This window comes from Pseudomonas sp. NPDC087690, assembly GCF_044743175.1.
GTDB lineage: Bacteria > Pseudomonadota > Gammaproteobacteria > Pseudomonadales > Pseudomonadaceae > Aquipseudomonas.
In genome coordinates this window covers 9,451-30,810 of the sequence record NZ_JBIUVX010000046.1, presented here as the reverse complement: position 1 = coordinate 30,810, position 21,360 = coordinate 9,451, and the positions used below count along the sequence as shown (strand labels likewise).

The 21,360-nt window shown below is 57.5% G+C and carries 26 protein-coding genes and 1 pseudogene; 2 read left to right on the top strand and 25 right to left on the bottom strand.

Annotated elements, in window-relative coordinates:
- From ACIPIZ_RS26185 to ACIPIZ_RS26085, 21 genes are all read right to left on the bottom strand, one after another.
- On the bottom strand, positions 1-968 hold a 968-nt coding region (locus ACIPIZ_RS26185; RefSeq protein WP_401168315.1), incomplete at its 3' end, for a phage tail tape measure protein.
- A gap of 129 nt (positions 969-1,097) precedes the next feature.
- A complete protein-coding gene (locus ACIPIZ_RS26180) occupies positions 1,098-1,679 on the bottom strand; it encodes a phage tail assembly protein (RefSeq protein ID WP_401168312.1) in 582 nt (193 codons plus the stop codon).
- 158 nt (positions 1,680-1,837) lie between these two features.
- Complete coding sequence (locus ACIPIZ_RS26175) at positions 1,838-2,344, bottom strand: phage major tail tube protein (RefSeq protein ID WP_401168309.1); 507 nt, start codon at positions 2,342-2,344, stop codon at positions 1,838-1,840.
- The gene (locus tag ACIPIZ_RS26170) at positions 2,344-3,510 is read right to left on the bottom strand and encodes a phage tail protein (RefSeq protein ID WP_401168307.1); all 1,167 of its coding nucleotides are present in this window, start codon (positions 3,508-3,510) and stop codon (positions 2,344-2,346) included. Before ACIPIZ_RS26170 ends, ACIPIZ_RS26175 begins: the two co-directional genes overlap by 1 nt.
- Before the next feature lie 2 nt (positions 3,511-3,512).
- Positions 3,513-3,698, bottom strand: coding sequence for a hypothetical protein (locus ACIPIZ_RS26165; RefSeq protein ID WP_236427610.1), 186 nt, complete (start codon positions 3,696-3,698; stop codon positions 3,513-3,515).
- A 101-nt stretch (positions 3,699-3,799) separates the two neighbouring features.
- Positions 3,800-4,243, bottom strand: a complete 444-nt coding sequence (locus ACIPIZ_RS26160; protein ID WP_401168303.1) for a hypothetical protein — start codon at positions 4,241-4,243, stop codon at positions 3,800-3,802.
- Positions 4,244-4,245: 2 nt separating this feature from the next.
- Positions 4,246-5,781 carry a phage tail protein gene (locus ACIPIZ_RS26155; RefSeq protein WP_401168301.1) on the bottom strand — a complete coding sequence of 512 codons (1,536 nt, stop codon included), beginning with the start codon at positions 5,779-5,781 and terminating at the stop codon, positions 4,246-4,248.
- Entirely contained in the window at positions 5,782-6,417 is a 636-nt protein-coding gene (locus tag ACIPIZ_RS26150; RefSeq protein WP_401168298.1) for a phage tail protein I, read from the bottom strand.
- Positions 6,414-7,409, bottom strand: a complete 996-nt coding sequence (locus ACIPIZ_RS26145) for a baseplate J/gp47 family protein (protein ID WP_401168295.1) — start codon at positions 7,407-7,409, stop codon at positions 6,414-6,416. Before ACIPIZ_RS26145 ends, ACIPIZ_RS26150 begins: the two co-directional genes overlap by 4 nt.
- On the bottom strand, positions 7,406-7,738 hold the full coding sequence (locus ACIPIZ_RS26140; RefSeq protein ID WP_122662173.1) for a phage baseplate protein: 333 nt from the start codon (positions 7,736-7,738) through the stop codon (positions 7,406-7,408). Before ACIPIZ_RS26140 ends, ACIPIZ_RS26145 begins: the two co-directional genes overlap by 4 nt.
- Before the next feature lie 14 nt (positions 7,739-7,752).
- On the bottom strand, positions 7,753-8,361 hold the full coding sequence (locus ACIPIZ_RS26135) for a phage baseplate assembly protein V (RefSeq protein WP_122662175.1): 609 nt from the start codon (positions 8,359-8,361) through the stop codon (positions 7,753-7,755).
- 3 nt (positions 8,362-8,364) lie between these two features.
- The gene (locus ACIPIZ_RS26130; protein WP_401168291.1) at positions 8,365-8,886 is read right to left on the bottom strand and encodes a hypothetical protein; all 522 of its coding nucleotides are present in this window, start codon (positions 8,884-8,886) and stop codon (positions 8,365-8,367) included.
- 70 nt (positions 8,887-8,956) lie between these two features.
- Positions 8,957-9,295: a phage holin family protein gene (locus ACIPIZ_RS26125; RefSeq protein ID WP_007908817.1), complete on the bottom strand. Its 339-nt coding sequence runs from the start codon at positions 9,293-9,295 to the stop codon at positions 8,957-8,959.
- 143 nt (positions 9,296-9,438) lie between these two features.
- Entirely contained in the window at positions 9,439-9,885 is a 447-nt protein-coding gene (locus tag ACIPIZ_RS26120) for a tail fiber assembly protein (RefSeq protein ID WP_401168288.1), read from the bottom strand.
- Positions 9,886-10,095: 210 nt separating this feature from the next.
- Positions 10,096-10,419 (bottom strand): hypothetical protein, encoded by a 324-nt coding sequence (locus ACIPIZ_RS26115; protein ID WP_401168285.1) that lies wholly within the window; start codon positions 10,417-10,419, stop codon positions 10,096-10,098.
- Positions 10,420-10,434: 15 nt separating this feature from the next.
- Positions 10,435-11,169, bottom strand: coding sequence for an XRE family transcriptional regulator (locus ACIPIZ_RS26110; RefSeq protein WP_064393160.1), 735 nt, complete (start codon positions 11,167-11,169; stop codon positions 10,435-10,437).
- Between the two features lie 138 nt (positions 11,170-11,307).
- On the bottom strand, positions 11,308-11,490 hold the full coding sequence (locus tag ACIPIZ_RS26105) for a hypothetical protein (protein ID WP_064393161.1): 183 nt from the start codon (positions 11,488-11,490) through the stop codon (positions 11,308-11,310).
- A gap of 90 nt (positions 11,491-11,580) precedes the next feature.
- Positions 11,581-11,961: a DUF1090 domain-containing protein gene (locus ACIPIZ_RS26100; RefSeq protein ID WP_253479984.1), complete on the bottom strand. Its 381-nt coding sequence runs from the start codon at positions 11,959-11,961 to the stop codon at positions 11,581-11,583.
- Complete coding sequence (locus ACIPIZ_RS26095; protein ID WP_401168280.1) at positions 11,958-12,317, bottom strand: hypothetical protein; 360 nt, start codon at positions 12,315-12,317, stop codon at positions 11,958-11,960. Before ACIPIZ_RS26095 ends, ACIPIZ_RS26100 begins: the two co-directional genes overlap by 4 nt.
- A 199-nt stretch (positions 12,318-12,516) precedes the next feature.
- Positions 12,517-13,008, bottom strand: coding sequence for a hypothetical protein (locus ACIPIZ_RS26090; RefSeq protein ID WP_401168277.1), 492 nt, complete (start codon positions 13,006-13,008; stop codon positions 12,517-12,519).
- Positions 12,975-13,733 (bottom strand): DNA-binding protein, encoded by a 759-nt coding sequence (locus ACIPIZ_RS26085; protein WP_064393164.1) that lies wholly within the window; start codon positions 13,731-13,733, stop codon positions 12,975-12,977. The genes ACIPIZ_RS26090 and ACIPIZ_RS26085 overlap by 34 nt, the downstream gene beginning before the upstream one ends.
- Positions 13,734-13,984: 251 nt before the next feature.
- Here ACIPIZ_RS26085 and mutS point away from each other — a divergent pair, with 251 nt between their 5' ends.
- The gene (gene mutS / locus ACIPIZ_RS26080) at positions 13,985-16,555 is read left to right on the top strand and encodes a DNA mismatch repair protein MutS (protein WP_177430970.1); all 2,571 of its coding nucleotides are present in this window, start codon (positions 13,985-13,987) and stop codon (positions 16,553-16,555) included.
- Positions 16,556-16,718: 163 nt separating this feature from the next.
- Positions 16,719-17,042: pseudogene (gene fdxA / locus ACIPIZ_RS26075) on the top strand (ferredoxin FdxA).
- Positions 17,043-17,647: 605 nt separating this feature from the next.
- Here the strand turns inward: fdxA and rpoS are convergent.
- The 4 genes from rpoS to surE all read right to left on the bottom strand — a co-directional run bounded on the left by rpoS (position 17,648) and on the right by surE (position 21,272).
- Positions 17,648-18,658 carry an RNA polymerase sigma factor RpoS gene (gene rpoS, locus ACIPIZ_RS26070; RefSeq protein ID WP_064393167.1) on the bottom strand — a complete coding sequence of 337 codons (1,011 nt, stop codon included), beginning with the start codon at positions 18,656-18,658 and terminating at the stop codon, positions 17,648-17,650.
- Between the two features lie 106 nt (positions 18,659-18,764).
- Positions 18,765-19,634, bottom strand: a complete 870-nt coding sequence (locus tag ACIPIZ_RS26065; RefSeq protein ID WP_064393168.1) for a peptidoglycan DD-metalloendopeptidase family protein — start codon at positions 19,632-19,634, stop codon at positions 18,765-18,767.
- 211 nt (positions 19,635-19,845) lie between these two features.
- Positions 19,846-20,481 carry a protein-L-isoaspartate(D-aspartate) O-methyltransferase gene (locus tag ACIPIZ_RS26060; protein WP_177330992.1) on the bottom strand — a complete coding sequence of 212 codons (636 nt, stop codon included), beginning with the start codon at positions 20,479-20,481 and terminating at the stop codon, positions 19,846-19,848.
- A gap of 41 nt (positions 20,482-20,522) precedes the next feature.
- Entirely contained in the window at positions 20,523-21,272 is a 750-nt protein-coding gene (gene surE / locus ACIPIZ_RS26055; protein WP_064393170.1) for a 5'/3'-nucleotidase SurE, read from the bottom strand.
- Between the last annotated feature and the right edge of the window lie 88 nt (positions 21,273-21,360).

Sequence of the window (21,360 nt, the reverse complement as noted above, 5' to 3'; positions counted from 1 at the left end):
TTTACAAGGTTGTCCGGTACGTTTTCGGTCAACTTGCCGGGATCAAGCCCCAACGCCTTCCACGCCGACTGCTCGGCCGCCGAGCCTTGGGGGCCTTTGGCCAAGGCTGCGCTGATGCTTTTCACCGACGTCCCGGCACCGGCTTTGTCGACGTCAGCATTGAGCAACGCGGCTGACAGCGCCGCCAACTGCTCGGGCAGGATCCCCGCTGCAACGGCCGACTCGCCGGATTGCTGCACGACCGAGCCGATGTCGGCAGCCGTCGTATTCAGTCCGCTGTTGCCCAGATGCTGAGTCGCATCAGCCAGCAGCTGACCTTGAGTCTGATCCAGTCTCATCGAGACTTGCCAGGCCGACAGCATTTCACCGGCCGACTTCAGGCTGATGCCGAACGCCGACGCATTGACCGCTGCATCCAGGGCAAAGTCCAGCAGCACTTGTTCCTTGTCGGCGCCCTTGAGACCCGCACCAATCCCGGATCTGCCAGCCGCGACTTCGACCTGCACCAGATCCACAACCGTCGCCCCACTGCCGGAAACCCGTTTGTCGGTGGCCAGTTTGAGGTTGGCTTTCGACAGCGTGCCGAGGTCGCCACTCAGGCCTTGAACCTGCCTGAGCTGGGCCATGGCGGTTTCCAGGGCCATGTCCGATTGCAGGTAGGCCGGAGGCGAGCGTTGTTCAATCTCAGCCTTGAGCTTTGACTTGCTTTCGCCGCCTGCCGCCGGCGCGGCAGTTACCACTGGCACCTTGAATGATGCCAGGGCCGTGTTCAGCCCCAGGACAACAGCGCCGAGTTTGATCTGTTCACGCACCAGACTGCGGATGTCCAGACTGGCCGTAAGCAACGCCTCTTTCAGTTCGGACAGTGGTTTGACCAGGCTGTCTGTGGCCGATCCCCCTGCCGACAAGCCGGAACCCGCGCCTGCGGTTTGCGCGGCGTACATCAGCGAAAACGATGTGTCTGCCATTGCCGCTCTACTCCTGTTTCACGCCAAGGCGAGTGATCGCTATGTCGTAGCGGCGCAACGCCTTTTCGGCGTCCCATTCCAGAATCTCCGCCTCACTTACCGGGTAAATGAGCGGGACGATATCGAGGATTACTTCGATGTCGCGTTCCGAAAGTAGGCCGCCGGCTGGTTTAAAAAATCGTCGATGCGCACCTGTAATTGCGTCCAGTCAGGGACGGTCAACTGGGCCAGATCGGGGATCATCAGGCCGGTGCAATGGGCAGTGATGAACTCGGCGCGCTCCTTGGCCGTTTTCAGTTTTTTCATCACTTTGGTGGCGCGTAGCACAGGCATTTCCAGGCTCAGCGAGGTCACGGTGCGGCCGGTCACGGCGAGCGGTTGCAGCAGTTGCACCTGATCGGGATCGGCGGTTTTTTCCGCGTCATCGACCTGGCCGAGAAAGTACGACGCCGTTTGGGTCGACATCTCGTGCACGTACTGGGCGATGCTCACGTAGTCCGGGCGCTTGAGCTGGTCGAGTTCCTTGACCGACAGGCCAGTGGCGAGCAGCGCCAGTTCGAAGAACTGATCGTCTTCGTCATCGCCGGCACGTTCCAGCGCTTCTTTTTGCGCGGCGTAGAACAGCGGCTTGAGCTGGATTGTCTCGATCTGCGAACCGTCGTCACCGGTGATCGGCGACAACAGGTCATGCTGGGGTGGCATCCACGACATGTATGAATTCCTTGGTGATTCTTTTTTAGGGAGTATCGCTATTCCGTTGTAGGAGTGAGCCTGCTCGCGATAGCGGTCTTTCAGGCACATTGATGTTGCATGTACTGACCTCATCGCGAGCAGGCTCACTCCTACAGGGTTTTGTGTTGTGCCGTGATTTACGGCATCAGCACCGCACGCCGCGCATCACCGAGGATGTCGACGCCGCTGAGCACGAACTTCTGGGTGCGCACGTCGATGTCGATCACCGGTACGCCGTTTTCCAGGCGGTTGTAGGTGCGGCAGGACAGCTCCAGATTGGTCTTGGGTTTTTCACCCATCTTCACCGCAGTCTCTTCCAGGGATTTCAGCTTGCCGCCGACGGTGTGGTAGGTGAACCAGGTGTTGCCGTCCTGATCCTGACCGGCTTCACGCACGTTCAGCAGGATGTCGTCGCCCAGCTTCACACCCAGTGCGAGCATGACTTCGGCGCCGAGGCCTTGCAGGGTCAGCTTGGCGTTGAGCGCTTTGCCGCCCTTGGCCATTTCCTCGACGATGAAGCGTCCGCCACGCATTTCTTCGACGTCGAACTCGATCTTCGGCGGGGTGAATTCCTCAACGGTCGCCGACAACGGCAGGCCTTGCAGGGTGGCCGCGATGGCCTGTCTTACGCGGTTGGTAAACATTAGAGAACGTCCTCCAGGAACTGCTCGATGATTTCATCGCGGGCGTTGAGTTGATAAACGATTTGATCCAACGGCGCGTAGCGGCCGTAGTCGATGACCACGAACCAGGTGCCGTTCTTGTACTTCTCGACGCTGTTGAGTTCCGGGTGCAGATAGACGCTGCCGCCAGGAATGGTTTCGTCGGCGACCAGGGTTTGCAGCCAGTCGTTGATGCGCTTGACCTCTTGATCCATGAAGGATTTGGTGAGGTTCTTGGCCATGGCTTTCTGGCCGGCCTTGACCAGCTTGCGGCTGATCGCATCTTCCAGACCGACGTAGCTGATGAACTTGCCGGTGATCGAGCGGTTACCCAGCAACGAGAAGCCGCCGAGCACGGTGCGGGCGTAGTAGCTGACGCCGTAACGGTTGAGCAGATCGCCTTCGGTGGAGGTGTCGAGAATGTTGTATTCAACGACCCGCGAAACGTCTTCGGCGTAGGTCACCTGGTTGCCCGGGCTCTCCCACTGTTTGACCTTGGCCAATGCGGCAATCGCCAGACTGGAAGGCGACAGGAAAACGTTTTTCTTCGCCGCTTTCGAGTACACGGCGGGCATGTTGTGCACCACCAGGCAACGGTCGAAACCGAGGTCGGCACCACCCAGCTCCTGGCTGTACAGCACTTGATCGGCGACCGAAGCGTCCTTGCCGTCCAGTACCACACGGGCCTTGATGCGCTTGCCGAACGAGGCGAACTCGCCGGCCACCGCTTTGGTGCCGGTGAAGCCCGGCGCACCGATGATGGTCAGGTCTTCCGGGACACTGCCCAGTGCAGCCAGACCGAGCTTGCGGCCGGTGGTTGGATCAACCCCGCCGATCACGGCGTTAACGGTGTCGGCCGGGGTCGCGCCCGCTTCGACGATCACCACGTAGACCGGCACCTTGACCACTTTGAGGATCTGGTAAACCGCGTGGTACAGGGTGCCCTCTTCCGAACCGGTCGGATCGAGCAGCGCGTGGGTGGTGAAGCTGTTGATGCGGAACGGCGCGTTGCGCGGAATCAGCGGATCGGCTTTCGGCGCGGTGCCGACCAGACCGATGACGTTGTCACCCAGGCCACCCATGGCCTCGGGGGATTCGGTGGCATTGACGGTAATGCCGTTGTGCTCGAAGTTCAGAACCTCAGCCATAGTCAGTCAGCCTTCTTGGCAGCGGCCTTTTTGGCCTGGGTGGAGGGGTTTTTCAGTTCCAGTCGACCGGCGAAGTGCAGCGCACTGGCCTCGACGTCGAGCAGATCAAGGTCTTGACCGACACTCGACCAGTGCCCACCACCAGTGGGGAATGGGACGAGCACTGTGTAGGTTTGGCGGGTTGCCATATTTCGTTTCTCCATAAACGGGAAAGCCCCTCTTGGGGAGGGGCTTTGGCGGGTGTTGAATGGTTTTAGGTACAAAAGAAAACGCCCAGAGTTCGGGGCGATTAGCGGGTCAGATCCAGCAACCAGATTGGCGCTTGAGGTCGATGCTCGATCAAAGGGAAATCATCATCTTGTGGCCAATCGCGCAACTGGCGACGATAACTTTGCAACACCAAATAATGCGCAGCGGTGAGCGTTGTTGCAGCGTTGCTCTCCAGCTCATCTCTATGCCGTGCGACCAGGCCATCGGAGAACAATAGCTGGGAATTACGCCAACTGGCCTCGCTTGCTGCCAACGCTGCTTTTTCAACTGGTGCAGGTTCTACCAGAACAGGCTGGCCGTCTGGCCCCGCGCCGATTCGTTTTGGGGTTTTCGCCAACGCCTCCAGCAACGACTCCCAGTCGCGCATGGAAACCACCACGACATCCTCAGGAATATCAGCTTCGTGGACGCTGGGGAGATAGGCCCCGCATGTACCGGGGCTGAAAAAAATAATATCGGTCATACTTAGATTCCTATTGCTCGCCAGTAAATTGCCCAGCCGGCCATAGTTGTGTTGCTTCCGTTTTGAATACGAAGCGTACATCGTGACTTTTCATCGGAGCCGTATACGAGGCAGCTCATCAGCGCTAATGAACCTGTATGAGTGCAGTTGATAGCACGCATTCCGTTGGGAAAAGCGAGAGGATAGGTGATGTAAACATTGCCTGACGCGTCGGTCGTGCCTTGTCCCCACTGCTCAATAGCACCACCCGGATGTTTCATATATCCAGTTACTGCCCCGTTGGTGGAAAACAGCGGCGAGTATTTCAGTGAGGCGTCTCCGTCTTCAAAACTCCATCCGCCTCCCAGTAACAATCGACGGAATACAGCGCGCGATCCGGCCGGTATAACAAAGGGCCCGCCTGCTCCGAGTTGCGTACCAATGGACTCCAGATTTTTTGCCCGGACCGTCACACCAGCGGTGCTATTTATCGTGATGAGCCCGCCAGCGGGCACACTTTCCCAGCCAGGAAGTGTTGCGGTCAAATTGGGCTCAGTGAATATCGATAGTTTCCCAACATCGGCAACCGTCAGTTCTGTGTTCACCGCGTAGTTGGTCTGTCCCGCATAATTGCCTAATGCTCGCTGAACAAATTTCGTGGTTGCCACCGAATCATCGTCACTGAATAAGTTCACTGTTGGCGCTTTGGGAGTTCCAGTAAAAGTAGGTGAGTTCACTGGCGCAAAACCGAAAGTAACGTTTTGGAAAACCAAAGATGTACTGCCAAGCGAAATGGTCCCATCGGTAATGAGTTGCCAAATTGTGTCAGCTTGGGATTTACCTTGCTCAACAAACACGTTAAGGCCAGAGGTAACCTTTAGATTCGAGTCTGCATCCTTTGCCCGAAACCAAGCTTCATTGGCAGCAACATACAATCCATTGTCCTTGGGTAGCGTCTGGTTCTTCACCAGTACACGGTCACCTGCGACGACCGCGACGCCATCAATAGTTTGCGCGGATGCCAGAACAATGTTTGCCGTAGTGGCTACTCGTACGGATTGTTTGCCATCAAGTTTCGCAAGCTCCTCGGCGACAAAATCCGTCACCCATGCTCGAGTCGCTTTCACCACCGTGTCATCAATCAACAACGTCACCAGCGACGCATTACTGGTCTCGAAAATCGAACGAATGTAGAACTCTTTGCCCGAACCGGATGTGGCCAGCACCGGTTTGAACGACTCCGGATATTTGACGATGGCGTAAAGAATCCCGGTATCAGTCCACAACCCCGCTTCACGCACATACCAGCCACCCACATCCGGCGGAATGGTCACTTCGGCGAGCAGCCAGCTCGGATTCTTCTCGTCCTGGAACAGCGCATTGAGCGGCCCGCGCCAGACTTCGCGTTTCAACGCGGTGGCGGTCGCGGCCGGGTTGTAGACCGAGCCGCCGCCGTCGCCGACGGAAATCTGCGTCAACTTGATCGGCACGCCCGCGGCCTTGCACGCCGTTTCGTAGGCAATCCCTGCGTTGGTGAGCAGGGTGTAATAGTCAGCCATTCAGGCCCCCTGAGGATAAATAGTGGATGTTTCGACGGTGTACATACCGGCAGCCACGAACGCCTCTCCCGAGGTTTCGAGCCCTTCGATGAACACCGGATAAACCGTGGTCAGTTCGCCGCAGAACGTCGTGGCGCCGATGACGTGATTGCCGAAAGCGCTCAAGCCAACGGAGACCGTCAGCACATCGCGCTCGCTCTTGGCATCTGCCAGGCGCCGGTCGAGACGGGCGTCGATTTCTTCGCTGTAGGGTTGGTCGCTGAAGGCTCGTACGGAAAAGCTGTACGGCGCACCGGGCGGTGTCTGTTCGTACCAGGCGCGAATCTCGGGTCTTAACTGCAAACCCTTGGCGGCGTTTTCCAGTGCCTTGCGAGTGCCGGCCTGGCGCGCGGTGGGCCAGGCGAGTTCGACAGTCAGGCGCTTTTCCGCCTCCGGCGCAGCGGTGCTCCATTCAGCCACACCGCGATCAGCTGCCAGATACGGCAGAAAGGCGACCGGGGTTTCTGCGGGGTTCATCAGTTCAGGAAACGGTGGCGCGATGCGATCGAGCAATGCACCAAAGCCCAGATCCAGACCTCGTTCAAGTGCCGAACTATTCGCCGGGAGCAGCGTCGGGCGCTGGGTTTTATCACTCATAGCGTCAGCACCTCAACCTCGACCGCCGTGCAATACGGCGCTTGAAACGCCGTGGTCACGATCGGCGCCAGCGGTTCAAGAATCTGCAGTTGCACGGCACCGGCGCTGTGCAGCGTGTAGTCGATCCAGCTCGGATCGACCCGGCCTTCGAGGCGATGGCAACTGTCGGCGTAAGCCTGCAACTGCGCTTGCGCAGCGACCTTGGTCAGGCCCGAATCGGGGCCGGAATTGATCTTCGCGACAACGCGAATCTTGTAGCGCTGAATGTCAGCAACCTTGACGGTGACGAGGTCCGTTTCCGGTCGTACATCCGGTCGCGCGAAGTGCTGACGAACGCCGTCAAGCAATGCCTGGGAAGGCGTCCCATCACCGTCGCGGGACAGCACAGTGACCTGCACTTCGCCCGGCGCGGTACGCCGAGCATTGCCATCCTTGACCTGCGCAGCGAGGCCGTCCGGGTCGAAGGTGTAAGTGACGTTCACCACACCCACCTCGGTGGATTCGACCTGCACCGTCGGACGCTCGCCGAGGGTGAAAACTTCGCGGCGATACTGCATCCGCGAACCTGCTGCCGGCGCATGGGGCGCCAGGTAATAACGCAAGCGAGCGTCGTCGTCGCTTTCATAAATCGCCGGCACCGGCGGGAATGCCGCCGGATCGCCGGGATCGAGCAACTGCCGCTCAAGGCCCATGTCCGCCAGCCGCGCATCAAGGTTGCTGCCGGTCGCCCACCACGCCAGCATCTGTTTGATGCGAGCGTTGTATTTGCGCTCGTGGGTTTGCAACCGCACGCAGAAAGCTTCAAGCGCCAAGGTCAGCAGTTCGCTTTCGTTTTCCAGGCTGGTCTTGAGTTTTGCGGCACTGTCCGGCGAGCGCACACCGACGTATTCGATGACGAAAGCCTTGAACTCGGCGAGCAGATCCTCGAAGGCTTCAACAGTGATCAGCGCGGGTTCGGCCAATTGATTCTGGCCGGGGATCAACATGCTCATGTCACGACCTCGAAGGTTTGTTGACGGTTTTTCCAGGTGCCGGCGAAACGCAATAACAGGCCGGCGCCCTGACGACTGGCGACGATCACTTGCGGCTGAAAATCGCTGATCCCGTTCTGCGCGTTATAGAACGCTTGCGCCGCGTGGCTCTGGGCCAGAAGCAGAACGTCGTCACCGAGGTTCTGCCCCAGCAGCGAGGGGATCAACGAGCCATACAGGGGCCGTTTTTGCCGGGTGCCCAGCGGCGTAGTCAGGGCCCGGATCGCGCGCTGCACAAACTGCAGCCAGTCGTCGACCGTGGCCCCGCTGTCTCTATCGATTCCAATCATGGGAGGCTCTTGAATCAGGGGCTGATGACGCGGCCCTGGTGATCGACCAACGGGCCGCTGAAGTGCACGCCCGAGGCGTTGATAGTCAGGCCGACGGCACCGAGTTGCAGGGTGATCAGTTGTGGTGTCATCGCTAACCGGGCCAGGCCGATGCTCAGCTCCAGCGAATCGCGTGAACCGCTGAAGGCTGCCGGGCCGTTTTGCCAGTGCAGAGTGTGCGAGGCGTCGTCGTAACCGCTTTCGCTGCCGTCCTGATGTACTCGACGGGTCAGCGTCGGCACGGTGGAGGCTGGCGGAAAGCGGTCGCTGTTCAAGCCGAACAACGCCACGCTCTGTGCGCCGCTTTCGCCGCTGCCGTAGTTGAACAGCAGACACTGCTCACCCACGGTCGGAATCCGCGACTCACTCTGCGCACCGGCACTCGGATTGAAAAACTTGATGGCTGGCGTGAGCAAGCCACCGTGACTGACCTGACAGGTGTTGCTCGCAGCGTCGACGGTCTGGCAAATGCCGATGCGGCAAAAGCTTTCGGCGCGGCGGTGCAGGTCGTCGATTTCGGCTTCCATTTCGGCCAGGCGCTCGATGATCGGACCCAGTTGCATGCGCAGTAATGCATCGAACATTGGTCAGGCCTCCAGCGCGGTGTACTGGTCGGGGTCGTCGATGTTGCTGACTTCCCAGGTGCGAGCGAATTTCGGCGTACCCAGCGGATCATCGAGCAAGGTCGGGCCGAGGTAGAGGGTCTGGTTGAACGTCAGTGTCCAGGCCTTGAATTGCTGGTCGGCGCGAATGAGCATGGACGGCAAACCATCCATGTTCATCGGCAGATCGCATTGATCGCCCGGCAGGCTCCAGCGATTGTCGGTGATCAGAGTCTTCAGTACAGCGATCAAATCGCAGGCGGCAAAGGCACTGGCCGATAGCGCCGGTACAACTTGCAGCGACAACGTCAGAACATGAGCGATACGCCCATCTGCGGCACGCTGTCCTGATGCATTTCGGTCGAAGTCGATCAACACCCAAGCCTGATCGCCCGGTGCAGTGAAATCATCGTGATTGCCGACATTGATGTTGAGCCCGGCAGTGTTGCGCAGCGTCGTCGCGATGGCTGTGAACAGTTGCGACGGCTGCTGGATCGGTGTGGGCATACATGACCTCCTTTTCAATCGTCCACGCGCAACCCTGCCGCCCAAAGGGCGGCACGAATCACATTTGAGGTTAAGGCTGGTCGCGGGGTGGCACTTCGCAGACGCCGATGCGTTTGGCGGCCCAGCGTTCGTACAGTCCGATGGCCACATCAGCCCCGGCCATTGCGGTGAGGCAGCCGAAGGCGCCAGCGGCCCAAATCGACATGCCAGCGGCGTACAGCAGCATGATTGCCGACACGCCGCAGATCATGCAGGCGCCAGAACGCAATGCCAGACGCCGCAGCAATGACCAGCCACGGGCGCCCTCCTTGTCGGCACGCCACATTTCGCCGGACACCCCGCCCACTACGGCGAGAAGGATGACCAGCCAGATCGGCATGTCGGCCAACGCTTGTTGCTCGTTTGTCATGTCACGCCTCCTGGTGTGATGGATGAGTGGTGTGTGTTGGGTTCAATCGATTTCTCTTGAGGTAGGCATTCCGAAAAGCCCGGCGCGGCGGCCGGGCTTTTCAGTAATGCGCTCCCGCTTTCGCACTGCTAATCGTCGCAGTGTCAGAAGGGAATCACTGGCCAGTTGATCGTGGAAGGGTAACCCGGTTGATTTTCCACTTCGGTGAGGGCGACGAAGTACTGTTTATAGGCAAGCAAGCTCGCCTCCTCAGCGGACGTCGCAACACCCAGATCATGCTTGTAATGAAGAGGATGGAAAGTCAGCCATTGAATGGCGTTATCCAGTTCCATGCGAATACGCGCACTCGTGATCACAACATGATCTTCGTAGGTCGGTTCAACAAAAACAAATACACCGGTGCCGTCCGGCTGCCACGACTGCAACGCCTTCCAGCCGACCTGAACCGCTGTATTACCTGTTGCATCAACCCATATGCCCGCCACCCCTTCGACGGGCGTAGTTGGAAATCCACTCTCCGTATCCAGGATCTGGATGACCTGTGGAAAGTGGGTGTTGTAGATGTCGCCTATATAGACGTATCGATTCATTTTCATTTCCTTAGAGGTTCAAGGCTGCAGTGAGGTCTGCCAACCTGTCGTTCAGCCGTATTTGTGGCGCGTTGAGGCCAGAGGCAGGTAATCCAAAAAGCCCGGCGTTGAGGCCGGGCTTTTCAGTAATGCGCTCCTTCGCCTTCCTTCAAATCCTGTGTTCAAGAAGGAAGCTGACTTTTCGGCGCTACTGGCGCGGTACGAGTCCATTCAAATTGTTTTTCCGACCGCGGTCCCTGCCCGCCGGATAACTGCTTCTGGTGCTTTACGCTGCACACCCGGGTCAGTTGCCAACCCTCTGAACCGTTGAGGCCGGTTCATCGCTGCCTGTTCTGGTGGAACTAAAGAGCTTGTCTTGCCAGCCGCTTTGTCGAGCGGCTTGGTGGCAAGAATATGCATGAATGCATATACAGTCAATGCATAAATGCATTTATTTATGCGCTGTAAATGCACGGATGCATGGAGGCCCCGTCCAGAAAGGCTTTGAGGGTTTTCTGCAGGCGAAAAAAAACCCGCCGGGAGGGCGGGTTTCATTTCAAGTCGATCAGATCAGCGGGCGTACATGCCCCACCAGAAGACGTGACCAAGGATGACGATTTGCTCTTCCTGGATTTCCTGGAAGCTGTAGTCCTCGTCCGGATGCTCATCGCGATTGAAGCTGCGCAGACGAATGCCGGTAGGCAAGCGGTAAAGCTGCTTTACGCGTAACTGGCCGTTGTGATTGATCGCGTACAGGTCGCCATCGATGATGTCGCCGATGCCGCACTTGCCCGCGTTGACGCCAACAGTGGCGCCATCACGCAACACCGGCAACATGCTGTTGCCGCGTACAGTCACGCATTTGGCCTGGTCGAACTGCACACCATTATGGCGCAGGCTGCGCTTGCCGAAGCGCAGGCTAGAGCGCTCGCTCTCTTCGATGACGAATCTTCCTGATCCTGCTGCCAATTCAACCTCGCGAAGGAACGGCACCGACACCTCGTCATCATCGACAGGCGTATCGTCGTCCCACAGCATTATGTCCTTGAGCTCCGCGTGCACGTCATCACGCACGGCACCGGCCGAGGGCGTGACATCCGCGCGCCCGCGCAATTGATCGGTGCTCACGGCGAAGTACTCGGCGATCTTCGAGATGTGTTTATCCGAGGGATCGACGATCTTCCCGCTGAGAATTCGCGAGAGAGTTGATTGAGGCACGCCGGTGCGACGGTGGAGCTCCGTGGGGGAGATCCCGTGCTGGTCGAGCAGTGCTCTTAAGACGGAGGCTACGTTGCGTTTTTGCATAACGCGCATAGTGCTTGAAGTTATTCGTTAAGACAAATGCTGATTTGCATAATTAACGCATAAATGTGAATTCAGCTGCAAAACGATATTGCCGGGCCATCATTCTGCATTGAATAACGGCCCAGCTCCAACGTGTGGTCAGCCTTTGACGCGACGTGCGGCAGCATTGGCTTTTTTAAGTCGATCGGTTCTGGCCTTCCTGTCGTAATCGTCCTTGGCGCCCATGATTCCCCCGGCAGCGTGCACCCAGTCGGTGGCGGTGCAGCCAGAGATCAGCACAGCAGAAGTAAAGACTGAAGAAAAAATAAGGATGTTTTTCATATTCGATTTCCCGGCGTCACTGATGAACACGTTGAATTGCAGGGTTGAAGAAAGAGCACCCCCTGCGAATCTTTGGCGGTGATTGACTCTTTACTCATCCATAAGCCTTTGCAGTTTTGTCTGAGCCCGTTCGAGCCTGGCTTCCTGTTTCTTGATGACTTTCACATCACCGTACTGACGCGCGGCCTCCAGAAAGTTCTGTCTGCGTCGCACTTCGGCTGCGGCCTTTTGGATGGCGCTTGAACGGTCATCTTGCGCGGAGGGTTCTTGGCAATGGCGCTCGACATTGGCAAGTGCCCGCTCTAGACCGGACTTGCGATAAACATTGTCCGCCGCCTCAGCGCGCTCAATCTGCAACAAAAGTTCGGTACGCCGCTGCGCGCAACTTTCTCGCACACCAGCCCATGCACTATCGATGATTAAAACGCTAACAATCAGCAGAGACAGATTGCAAAAAAGATTCGGTCTCACGAGACAAATCCCAGATAATTTTTTTCTCCAGCACGGCCACGGAAGTTGCTCACCCGAGACCATGCATTACGGCAACCCAAAGTTTCTTGTACGCCAGAAAGTGCCGCCATCATCATGTCGCGACAGCGAGCTCTACACGTTGGGAAATGCTTGACCATCCACGCCACTGGTACGTAAACATGATCGAAACACAGCAGAACAGGAGTGCGATCACACAATGTGAAAAGACTCACCTCCTTTTCTTTTCCAGCAATCACCGCTGGCACAAACACAATACCTTCCCGGTTAATTGCAATTGATCGCTTCCAGGCGGGAGACTTGGTTCCATGAGAACTGCGCAGGCAAAACCAGAGCATCTATAACGTTCCTCAACAGCCTAAACATCGTCATGTTATTCAAGGCAACTAATAGCCAAACTGCGCTGACTCTCCGGCAGTCGCAGGGGCTGTTGGCCTGACTCGAATCACATTAACAACGCAGGAGCGCTGAGGCCTTACTGGCGTCTTACTCAGTCTTACTTAATCGCCCTGAGGCCTTGCACCCCGGGAATCCTCCCTAGCGAGGGACGTGGCATACGCCGTTGATCAGGTTATTAATGTTGTAATAGTACTCGGTATCGGAGAAGTAATTGAATGTCACCATACCACCTTGAAAGCCTCTTTCCATAAACGGAAGCTCATCGCCGGCGGTGTCCGCATCAAACTTTACAATCGAACGCGTCTTGAACAGAAACCTGGAAGTATCCAGATGCGTTAGTACAATTTCGAACTTACGATCATAAGTATAGATTTTGCCTTCAGGGGTTTTAACGACGTAGTGCACATAGAGAGCGCCTTCCCTTGGGTCGATCGTCATTTCCCCAACGCCATGCCAACGAACTTTGTGATCATAAGTATGGACAAAATCGATGGATGCAAAACAAGGTGCCCCTGGAATATCGCGACTGAGCAAATAAAAATGCTTTACAACCAGAGTGCCGAAGATAAATACCGACAAAACAGCAATCACTGCGATTATTTTTTTCCAACGAGTTGGTAGTTCACGCATATGGCCTCCCCCTTGCTTTCCGGCTTGATGCACTTGACCAGTAATTGGGAGAGCGGTTTTCGCACGTAGTAGTTAATATCGGATAATACAATGGGTGGTTCGAACTCGCTGAGCGCTTTGACAATATCCTCTTTGGACATTCTTTCACTTTCTTCTACATACAATTTCGCTTCACCTTCTTGCCAGATGAGTTTCCACTCCTCCAGATCAGCAGGTTTTTTAACCACCAGATAAGCGTAAAAGACCGGAAGAGCAATCGCTGGCACCAGGATTGTCGGCAAAAGGAAGCGCCAGTAACGACTGAATGGCTTTTTCACCGTGGGAGCGTAGACGATGAAGGGTTCATCATCATTTACCAGCGCTGGCGGCGACTCAGAGGCTTGAGTCTGCGCGCTAACCAACCGAATTTCACACAACAGCACCACGCCACGGCGAGGCAAGGTCTTAAGACTGTCCCGAGGTAACCCGACGTCAGCGAAATGCGCGCGGAGCATGTGCAGCGTCTTGTAATAACTGCTGTCAGAAATCACCAGCCCCCGCTCCCCCCAGACCCTGGAGATGAGCTGTTCCTTATCGGTCACGCCGGCTATCAGCGCCAACAGCAGGTCGCTTTCATTGCTGCCCAGCACCGCTGCCTGCCGCGCCCGGCTGAGGGTCATTTTTTCTGCATCGTAGTAACAATCGCTCGCTGACGCTTGTGAGCCGATGCCCTCTGATTGTTCCAAGCTGCATCCTCAACTGATCTGCAATCCTCGAATTCCGATCATTCGATAGCTTTTCGGCACTATAGGACACAATGCCAACCCAAGCGGCCGCGCGTTGCTGCATCCACCTCAAAAAAACTTCATACTCAGCCCCACTGAATCAACCCACGGGCCGCATCGCTGGCAAACACTCGCCATTTCGTAGATGCAAACGACCCCGTTTTTGCCTTGTCACTTTTTCCGGTAAAGCTAAACCCCTGATGAATAAAGCTATTTCAGACCTGTCCTCCCACACTCCGATGATGCAGCAGTACTGGCGCCTGAAGAATCAGCACCCGGATCAGCTGATGTTCTACCGCATGGGCGACTTCTACGAGATCTTCTACGAAGACGCGAAGAAGGCCGCCAAGTTGCTCGACATCACGTTGACGGCACGCGGGCAGTCGGCGGGGCAGGCGATTCCGATGTGCGGGATTCCTTATCACGCGGCGGAAGGTTATCTGGCCAAACTGGTCAAGCTTGGCGAGTCGGTGGTGATTTGCGAGCAGGTCGGCGACCCGGCGACCAGCAAAGGCCCGGTTGAGCGTCAGGTCGTACGGATCCTTACGCCAGGTACGGTCAGTGATGAGGCGTTGCTCGATGAGCGCCGCGACAATCTGATCGCTGCGTTGCTGGGTGACGAGCGTCTGTTCGGCCTGGCCGTGCTGGACATCACCAGCGGCAGTTTCAGCGTGTCGGAAATCAAAGGCTGGGAGAATCTGCTAGCGGAACTGGAGCGGATCAATCCGGTGGAGTTGCTGATCCCGGATGACTGGCCAAGGGACCTGCCGGCGGAAAAACGCCGTGGCGTCAGTCGTCGTGCGCCGTGGGATTTCGAGCGTGATTCGGCGTTGAAAAGCCTTTGCCAGCAGTTCTCCACCCAAGACCTGAAGGGCTTTGGCTGCGAGAACCTGACCCTGGCCATCGGCGCCGCGGGTTGCCTGTTGGCCTACGCCAAGGAAACCCAGCGCACCGCCCTGCCCCATCTGCGCAGCCTGCGCCACGAACGCCTGGATGACACCGTGGTGCTGGACGGTGCGAGCCGCCGCAACCTCGAGCTCGACACCAACCTCGCCGGTGGCCGCGACAATACCCTGCAATCGGTGGTCGATCGTTGCCAGACCGCCATGGGCAGCCGTTTGCTGACCCGCTGGCTAAATCGCCCGTTGCGCGATCTGACGGTATTGCTGGCGCGCCAGACCTCGATCACTTGCCTGCTCGATCGCTATCGTTTCGAAAAGCTGCAACCACAGCTCAAGGAAATCGGCGACATCGAGCGAATTCTCGCGCGGATCGGCCTGCGCAACGCGCGTCCTCGTGACCTTGCCCGGCTGCGCGACGCCCTTGGCGCACTGCCTGAACTGCAAGTGGCGATGACCGATCTGGAAGCGCCGCACCTGCAAGGTCTGGCGACCATCACCAGCACCTACCCGGAACTGGCGGCGTTGCTGGATAAAGCCATCATCGACAATCCGCCGGCGGTGATCCGTGACGGCGGCGTGTTGAAAACCGGCTATGACAGCGAACTCGACGAACTGCAGTCGCTGAGCGAAAACGCCGGCCAGTTCCTCATCGATCTGGAAGCCCGTGAGAAAGCCCGCACCGGTCTGAGCCATCTGAAAGTCGGCTACAACCGCATTCACGGCTACTTCATCGAATTGCCGAGCAAGCAGGCCGAGTCGGCGCCAGCGGATTACATCCGTCGCCAGACACTGAAAGGTGCGGAACGCTTCATCACGCCTGAGCTGAAAGAATTCGAAGACAAGGCGCTGTCGGCCAAGAGCCGCGCCCTCGCCCGCGAAAAGATGCTTTACGAAGCGCTGCTGGAAGACCTGATCAGCCAGTTGCCACCGTTGCAGGATACCGCTGGCGCGCTGGCCGAACTGGACGTGCTGAGCAACCTTGCCGAGCGCGCGCTCAACCTTGATTTGAACTGCCCGCGCTTCGTCAGCGAGCCGTGCATGCGCATCTCCCAGGGTCGTCACCCGGTGGTCGAGCAAGTGCTGACAACGCCGTTCGTGGCCAACGACCTGAGCCTCGATGACAACACGCGCATGCTGGTGATCACCGGCCCGAACATGGGCGGTAAATCCACCTACATGCGGCAAACCGCTTTGATCGTGCTGCTGGCGCATATCGGCAGCTTCGTACCGGCGGCCAGTTGCGAACTGTCGCTGGTGGATCGCATCTTCACCCGAATCGGTTCAAGCGATGACCTGGCCGGCGGCCGTTCGACCTTCATGGTCGAAATGAGTGAAACCGCCAACATTCTGCACAACGCTACCGAACGCAGCCTGGTGCTGATGGACGAAGTCGGTCGCGGCACCAGCACCTTCGACGGTCTGTCGCTGGCATGGGCTGCGGCGGAGCGCCTGGCACACCTGCGTGCCTATACGCTGTTCGCTACGCACTACTTCGAACTGACCGTGTTGCCGGAAGCCGAGCCATTGGTGGCCAACGTCCACCTTAACGCCACCGAGCACAATGAACGCATCGTCTTCCTGCACCACGTGCTGCCCGGCCCTGCCAGCCAGAGCTACGGTCTGGCAGTGGCGCAATTGGCCGGTGTGCCGAGCGAAGTGATCGTACGTGCCCGCGAGCACCTGAGCCGACTGGAAGAAACCGCTTTGCCGCATGAAGCACCGAAACCGGTCGCCAAGGGCAAACCGGCAACGCCACAACAAAGCGACATGTTCGCCAGCCTGCCGCATCCAGTACTCGATGAACTGGCTAAACTTGATCTGGATGACCTGACGCCACGCCGTGCGCTCGAAATGCTCTATGCACTGAAGAACCGGATATAAGCACTGAAGAAGCGGATATAACGCAAACCGCTTCAAGCTGTTAGAATCTCGCGCGGTTTGGGATGCTGCTGGCTAATAGCCTGGCCAGCAGGTATCGCTCCCGAACCTGGCGACCCCAACCGTGAAGGGGCAACGCTGCCGCCGCCTGAGGAGAAAATTAGAAATGACCTTCGTCGTCACCGACTACTGCATCAAGTGATAGTACTACGACTGCGTAGAAGTCTGTCCGGTGGACTGCTTTTACGAAGGCCCGAATTTCCTGGTGATTCACCCGGATGAGTGCATCGACTGCGCCCTGTGCGAACCGGAATGCCCCGCTGTGGCAATTTTCTCCGAGGACGAAGTCCCAGAGGACATGCAGGAATTCATTCAACTGAACGTTGATCTCGCAGAAATCTGGCCAAACATCACCGAGAAGAAAGAATCGCTGCCGGATGCCGAAGAGTGGGATGGCGTCAAAGGCAAGATCAAAGACCTCGAACGCTGATCTGTCTCGCGTTCGACAAAAAGGCCCTTAGGGGCCTTTTTTTTCGCGCAATGCCTGCGACAGAGACGCCAAGCTGCGCATGCTGACTTTTCTACGGGCAAAAAAAAGGGGCGGTATGACCCGCCCACATTTTTTCCCTATTCCCTGTATTCCTTTTCATCGTCCTGATGAATCGCTTCCTGCGATGTCCGTTCCCCTCTTCCTTGAAGGGCGTGTCTGTCCGTCGACACAATTCAGATACTAGAGAGTTCTGCGGCGGGAGCAATCGACCATTGGCGCCGAAATCGTTTGTCATAACCGCTTCATATTTAAAATTAAGCTTATTTATCAGTCAGTTATTTCTAGTCGACTGACTGAGTAGTCGTCTACCGAAGTGTAAAAATAACGAACACCTACGGAAGAGTAAGCCAAGGCTTACAGCACAAGACTACAAACCCTCCCGTGCAGGAGCTGCCGAAGGCTGCGATCTTTTGATCTTGAACCAAGATCAAAAGATCGCAGCCTTCGGCAGCTCCTACACAAGCAACAGCACCGACATCAAAAGCAGCAGGCAACAAAAAGCCCCGAACCAGTCGGGGCTTTTTGCGGGTGGTCGTCCGAGGCGCTTACTGGAACAGCGACTCGCTCGACAGGCCATTCTTCTCGAGGATCTCGCGAAGGCGCTTGAGGCCCTCCACCTGGATCTGCCGCACCCGCTCCCGGGTCAGGCCGATCTCCAGGCCTACATCTTCCAGCGTGCTGCTCTCGTGGCCGCGCAGGCCAAAGCGGCGAATAACCACCTCGCGCTGCTTGTCGGTCAGCTCCGACAGCCATTGATCGATGCTCTGCGACAGGTCGTCATCCTGTAGCAGCTCGCAGGGATCGGTCGGACGATCATCGGTGAGGGTGTCCAGCAGGGTTTTATCCGAATCCGGACCCAGCGAGACGTCGACCGAAGAAACCCGTTCGTTCAGGCCCAGCATGCGCTTGACCTCACCCACCGGTTTTTCCAGCAGGTTGGCGATTTCTTCGGGTGAAGGTTCGTGGTCGAGCTTTTGCGTAAGCTCCCGTGCAGCCCGCAGGTACACGTTGAGCTCCTTGACCACATGGATCGGCAACCGGATGGTCCGGGTCTGATTCATGATCGCGCGCTCGATGGTCTGACGAATCCACCAGGTCGCGTAGGTCGAGAAGCGGAAGCCGCGCTCGGGATCGAACTTTTCCACTGCGCGGATCAATCCAAGGTTGCCCTCTTCGATCAAATCCAGCAGCGACAGACCCCGATTGACGTAACGCCGGGCGATTTTCACCACCAATCGCAGGTTACTTTCAATCATGCGCTTGCGCCCGGCGGGATCGCCACTTTGCGACAAGCGCGCAAAATGAACTTCTTCCTCCGGGGAGAGCAGTGGGGAAAAGCCGATTTCGTTGAGATACAACTGCGTGGCATCAAGTGCCCGCGTGTAATCGATGTACTTGTGTTGTTTAAGTGACGCAGATTGTTTGGATTTGGAACGAACGGAAGGTGGAGCAGCCCCTTCATCATTCGACATCGAAGAATCCGAATCGATGCCGGCCTCCATAAGGAGAACCTCATCGTCGATGTCAAACTCCGGCACTTCTTTACTGAGAGCCATTGTTATAGTCCTTTGGTGAGTTCGACCCCAAGCTCAAGCGACGCCTTTATCCTTGGCAGCGCTGGAGCCTGTCCCCTCTACGCGACGGAACAGGCTGGCTTACAAATCAACGTCTTGGCAGGAACTGCAGCGGATCCACAGGTTTACCTTGGCGGCGAATCTCAAAATGCAGTTTCACCCGGTCTGTACCCGTTGACCCCATTTCGGCAATTGTCTGTCCGACCTTGACCTGCTGTCCCTCCCGAACCAAAAGCCTGCGGTTATGGCCGTAGGCACTGACGTAGGTTTCGCTGTGTTTGATGATGACTAATTCGCCGTAGCCCCTTAAGCCACTCCCGGCGTAAACCACCGTCCCATCAGACGCAGCTAAAACAGGCTGTCCCAAATCTCCGGCGATATCAATTCCTTTATTCAAACTACCGTTTGAAGAGAATTTTCCAATCAGAATGCCATTAGATGGCCATCCCCAGCCGGTCGGGGCCGGGCCTGCGGGAGGCAGTGGAGCAGGCGCTGACTTGTTGCCGACGGACGGTGCAGCCCCCGTAGAACCGGTGGTTGTAGTGGTCGTCGTGCCATTTGCCTGGCGCCGGATTACCGTGGTTTTACTCGACGAGGAAGGCGAAGAACTGCTGCTGCTCACCACCGCGGTCGGCGTTGAACCGGTGCGGCCATCGAAGCGAATTGTCTGACCCGGATGGATCGTATACGGCGTAGGAATATTGTTCCGGGCCGCGAGGGCTTTGTAGTCCCAGCCGTAGCGAAATGCGATCGAAAACATCGTATCGCCCGGACGGACTACATACTGGCCAGTCGTTACGGTAGGACGCTGCGCCACCGCGTTGTTGCGATCGACCACGCGCACATTGTTCGATTTGGTGCTGGAGCAACCCACCAGCAAGGTGCTCAAGACAAGGCCAGTCACCAGGCGCTGAAAGCTCGTGTTACCCATACGCTGCGCAATGACTGTGAGACTCACCCGCCGCTCCCTTTGTGGTGGCTGAAAAATTTGGAATGCCGGATTTCGGCACGAGGTGTCGCAAGTATAACGGGCCGAATCGGCTTTACCTTTAATGAAGCGAAATCGCTTCGCGCACACGTTTGCAAGCTGACAATCTGCGCGTTTAAACCATCGTTGCCGGAGTAAGACATGGGCGAACGAAAGGAATTCAGCGCCTGCCAATAAATGCTCAGGCCAGTGGCCCGTTGAGCAAAGGCACGAAGCGAACAGCACCTAGAACATGTCGGGAAAAGCCATTTTCTTCGCGCACGATCAGCATCAGTTGCTGGACTTCTCCGGCGCCGACCGGAATCACCAGACGCCCACCCGGTGCCAGTTGATCGAGCAACGCTTGCGGTACATCGGTGGCTACCGCCGTGACGATGATGCCGTTGTACGGTGCCAGTGCTGGCCAGCCTTCCCAACCATCGCCCCAACGAAACACCACATTGCGCAGGTTCAATTCGACCAGGCGCTCCTTGGCGCGGTCCTGCAGTACCTTGATGCGCTCCACCGAGAACACCCGCTCGACAAGTTGCGACAATACAGCGGTCTGATACCCGGAGCCGGTGCCGATCTCCAGCACTTTATCCAGCGGTCCCGCCTCCAACAGCAGCTCGCTCATGCGTGCCACCATATAAGGCTGGGAAATGGTCTGGTTGTTGCCGATCGGCAGCGCCGTGTCTTCGTAAGCGCGATGAGCCAGCGCTTCATCGACGAACAGGTGACGCGGGGTGCGGCGAATGACCTCCAGCACTTTGGCGTTTGATACGCCTTCTTCATATAAACGCTGGATCAGGCGCTCGCGGGTGCGCTGGGAGGTCATGCCGATCCCGCTGCGCAATCGATCTTCGTGCTCACGGGCCATCAGCGCAGTCCCTCCAGCCAGCCATCAAGGTTCCTGAAAGCATCGTTGAAGGTGCGATCGAGCTGCAACGGCGTGATGGACACATAGCCCTGCATCACCGCATGAAAGTCGGTGCCCGGCCCGCCGTCTTCGGCATCTCCGGCCGCAGCAATCCAGTAGCCGGCCTTGCCCCGTGGATCGACTACTTTCATCGGCGCCGCCGCACGGGCACGATGGCCGAGACGGGTCAGCTGGATGCCACGAATGTGCTCGATCGGCAGATTGGGAATGTTCACGTTTAGCACCGTGCGCGGCGGCAGATCGAGCCCGGCATGGGCCTCGACCAGTTTGCGCGCAAAGTAAGCCGCCGTTGGCAGATTATCCACCTGACGCGAGACCAGTGAAAAGGCAAATGACGGACGTTCGAGGAAGCGCCCTTCGAGCGCTGCGGCGACTGTCCCGGAATACAGCACGTCATCACCCAGATTGGCCCCGAGGTTGATCCCGGAAACCACCATGTCCGCCTCGCGCTCCAGCAAGCCGTTCAGCCCCAGGTGCACGCAGTCGGTCGGTGTGCCGTTGAGGCTGATGAAGCCGTTGGCCAGATATTGCGGATGCAGCGGACGGTCAAGCGTCAGCGAACTGCTGGCGCCGCTTTTGTCCTGTTCAGGGGCGATAACCACGCATTCGGTGTAATCCGCCAGCGCAGCATAAAGCGCGGCAAGACCGGGTGCGGTTACCCCATCGTCGTTAGAAATCAGAATACGCATGGGCTGTCCGTCTGCCCAAACTGACTCAGGAGTCGCCAGGCTTTAGCCGCGACAGTGATATCGGTTATGCCGTCGGCGGCCGCGCGTT

Bases quoted from the DNA above. Each gene is read 5' to 3' on its own strand.
- ACIPIZ_RS26130 (WP_401168291.1), bottom strand. From the start codon at position 8,886: ATGCCCACACCGATCCAGCAGCCGTCGCAACTGTTCACAGCCATCGCG.
- ACIPIZ_RS26125 (WP_007908817.1), bottom strand. From the start codon at position 9,295: ATGACAAACGAGCAACAAGCGTTGGCCGACATGCCGATCTGGCTGGTC.
- ACIPIZ_RS26155 (WP_401168301.1), bottom strand. From the start codon at position 5,781: ATGGCTGACTATTACACCCTGCTCACCAACGCAGGGATTGCCTACGAA.
- ACIPIZ_RS26165 (WP_236427610.1), bottom strand. From the start codon at position 3,698: ATGGCAACCCGCCAAACCTACACAGTGCTCGTCCCATTCCCCACTGGT.
- surE (WP_064393170.1), bottom strand. From the start codon at position 21,272: ATGCGTATTCTGATTTCTAACGACGATGGGGTAACCGCACCCGGTCTT.
- ACIPIZ_RS26170 (WP_401168307.1), bottom strand. From the start codon at position 3,510: ATGGCTGAGGTTCTGAACTTCGAGCACAACGGCATTACCGTCAATGCC.
- rpoS (WP_064393167.1), bottom strand. From the start codon at position 18,658: ATGGCTCTCAGTAAAGAAGTGCCGGAGTTTGACATCGACGATGAGGTT.
- ACIPIZ_RS26060 (WP_177330992.1), bottom strand. From the start codon at position 20,481: ATGACCTCCCAGCGCACCCGCGAGCGCCTGATCCAGCGTTTATATGAA.
- ACIPIZ_RS26115 (WP_401168285.1), bottom strand. From the start codon at position 10,419: ATGAAACCCGCCCTCCCGGCGGGTTTTTTTTCGCCTGCAGAAAACCCT.
- ACIPIZ_RS26150 (WP_401168298.1), bottom strand. From the start codon at position 6,417: ATGAGTGATAAAACCCAGCGCCCGACGCTGCTCCCGGCGAATAGTTCG.
- ACIPIZ_RS26095 (WP_401168280.1), bottom strand. From the start codon at position 12,317: ATGCTCTGGTTTTGCCTGCGCAGTTCTCATGGAACCAAGTCTCCCGCC.
- ACIPIZ_RS26090 (WP_401168277.1), bottom strand. From the start codon at position 13,008: ATGCGTGAACTACCAACTCGTTGGAAAAAAATAATCGCAGTGATTGCT.
- ACIPIZ_RS26135 (WP_122662175.1), bottom strand. From the start codon at position 8,361: ATGTTCGATGCATTACTGCGCATGCAACTGGGTCCGATCATCGAGCGC.
- ACIPIZ_RS26105 (WP_064393161.1), bottom strand. From the start codon at position 11,490: ATGAAAAACATCCTTATTTTTTCTTCAGTCTTTACTTCTGCTGTGCTG.
- ACIPIZ_RS26175 (WP_401168309.1), bottom strand. From the start codon at position 2,344: ATGTTTACCAACCGCGTAAGACAGGCCATCGCGGCCACCCTGCAAGGC.
- ACIPIZ_RS26180 (WP_401168312.1), bottom strand. From the start codon at position 1,679: ATGTCGTGGATGCCACCCCAGCATGACCTGTTGTCGCCGATCACCGGT.
- ACIPIZ_RS26110 (WP_064393160.1), bottom strand. From the start codon at position 11,169: ATGCAAAAACGCAACGTAGCCTCCGTCTTAAGAGCACTGCTCGACCAG.
- ACIPIZ_RS26160 (WP_401168303.1), bottom strand. From the start codon at position 4,243: ATGACCGATATTATTTTTTTCAGCCCCGGTACATGCGGGGCCTATCTC.
- ACIPIZ_RS26140 (WP_122662173.1), bottom strand. From the start codon at position 7,738: ATGATTGGAATCGATAGAGACAGCGGGGCCACGGTCGACGACTGGCTG.
- ACIPIZ_RS26120 (WP_401168288.1), bottom strand. From the start codon at position 9,885: ATGAATCGATACGTCTATATAGGCGACATCTACAACACCCACTTTCCA.
- ACIPIZ_RS26145 (WP_401168295.1), bottom strand. From the start codon at position 7,409: ATGAGCATGTTGATCCCCGGCCAGAATCAATTGGCCGAACCCGCGCTG.